The following is a 1,311-nucleotide window of genomic DNA, read 5'->3' on the forward strand; positions in this document are numbered from 1 at the left end:
GGGGAGAACGCGCGGGGGGTAACCCTTTTCTGAAGAAAAGGGTTCCCCCCGGACCCCCTTCCCAAAAGACTTTTGGCAATTACAGGGTGTTGTCACTATCCATATGTAACCGTTGAAATTTTTTGGTCGGGGAGAGCGCGAGAGGGGGACCCTTTTTTCAAAAAGGGTCCCCCTCTCGCATCTCATCCCGGAAAGAAATACTTCACCCCCGGGACGCGCCGGGCGATGGCGTACAGGAGCAGGCAGGCTGCGAAGGCCAGGGGCATGTGGACGCACACGCTCATGAAGAGGGTGGTCGGGCCGATGAAGTGGGTCAGTCGGGAAAGCGCCAGGACGTGGTAGATGTAGACGGTAAACGTCGCCCCGGCCAGGAAGCGCAGCGCCTTGGGCGACGGCCCGGTGAGGCTTTGGAGACACAGCTTGAACAGACAGGCGCACAGGAGCAGCACCAGCGGCGAGGCGGGATCGTAAAAGCGCACGTCCAGCCGGTCTGCGGGAAGGGAAAATTCGGCCGTGAGCCCGGCCGTGGCGACAATGGCGACGCCCATGCCGCATACGAGAAAGAGCGGCGGGACGCGCCGGGGCGAGGCGGCAAGCAGGGAGCCCAGGATGAAATAGCCGGTGTGCGGGAAAAAAAGCATGTTCGCGACCGGAATCGTTATATCCAGGAAGCGCAGCCAGGGCGCGACGACGCAGTATGCCGTCCACAGGGCCACGAACAGCCACGCCGCGCGTTTGTCGGCGGCGATCGGCCGCAAAATCGGGGCGACAAGCGCCAGCCCCAGAAATTCCCACATGAACCACAGGTGAAAGCCCAGGTTGGCCCGCACATTGTAAAAGACGGTGTTGAAGGGTCCTGTCGGGTCGCCCTGGCTGATGGCCAGTCCCTTGTAGGCGGCAAGGCCCCCCAGAAGCGGCAGGCCGTAGCGCAGGGCCACCCGGCCGAAATGGGCCGGCAGGGACGGGAAATCGCGGCGCAGCATCAGCGCTCCGCTGATCATAAAAAAAAGCGGCACGGCCTGCCGCGTGGCGGCGCTTAACAGGTTGGCCGCCATCCAGGTCAGGGAATCGTCCACCCGTTCGACGTTCGGCACTAGGGCGTGCAGCAGCACGACGCTGACGCAGCCGACGAGTTTCAGGGCGTCCAAAGAGCACAGGCGCTTATTCGGTCCGGCCGCAGGCGCGGCCGGGGCGACGGGAATGAGTGGCTGCACGCCGCGCACGGTAGGGCATGGTCGCCGAGGCGTCAAATGAGGAGGGGGAGGGAAGCGATGAGGATGCCGGGGGGAACCCTTTTCTGAAGAAAAGGGT

Annotated in this window: 1 protein-coding gene; it reads right to left on the reverse strand. The window is 63.5% G+C overall.

Going from position 1 to position 1,311, the window contains the following annotated elements; translation table 11 throughout:
- Window positions 1-182 precede the first annotated feature (182 nt).
- Window positions 183-1,214, reverse strand: coding sequence for an acyltransferase (locus ACMZ6R_RS20465; RefSeq protein WP_416114805.1), 1,032 nt, complete (start codon window positions 1,212-1,214; stop codon window positions 183-185).
- Between the last annotated feature and the right edge of the window lie 97 nt (window positions 1,215-1,311).

This window comes from Solidesulfovibrio sp. C21 (assembly GCF_047785625.1).
Classification (GTDB): Bacteria; Desulfobacterota; Desulfovibrionia; order Desulfovibrionales; family Desulfovibrionaceae; genus Solidesulfovibrio.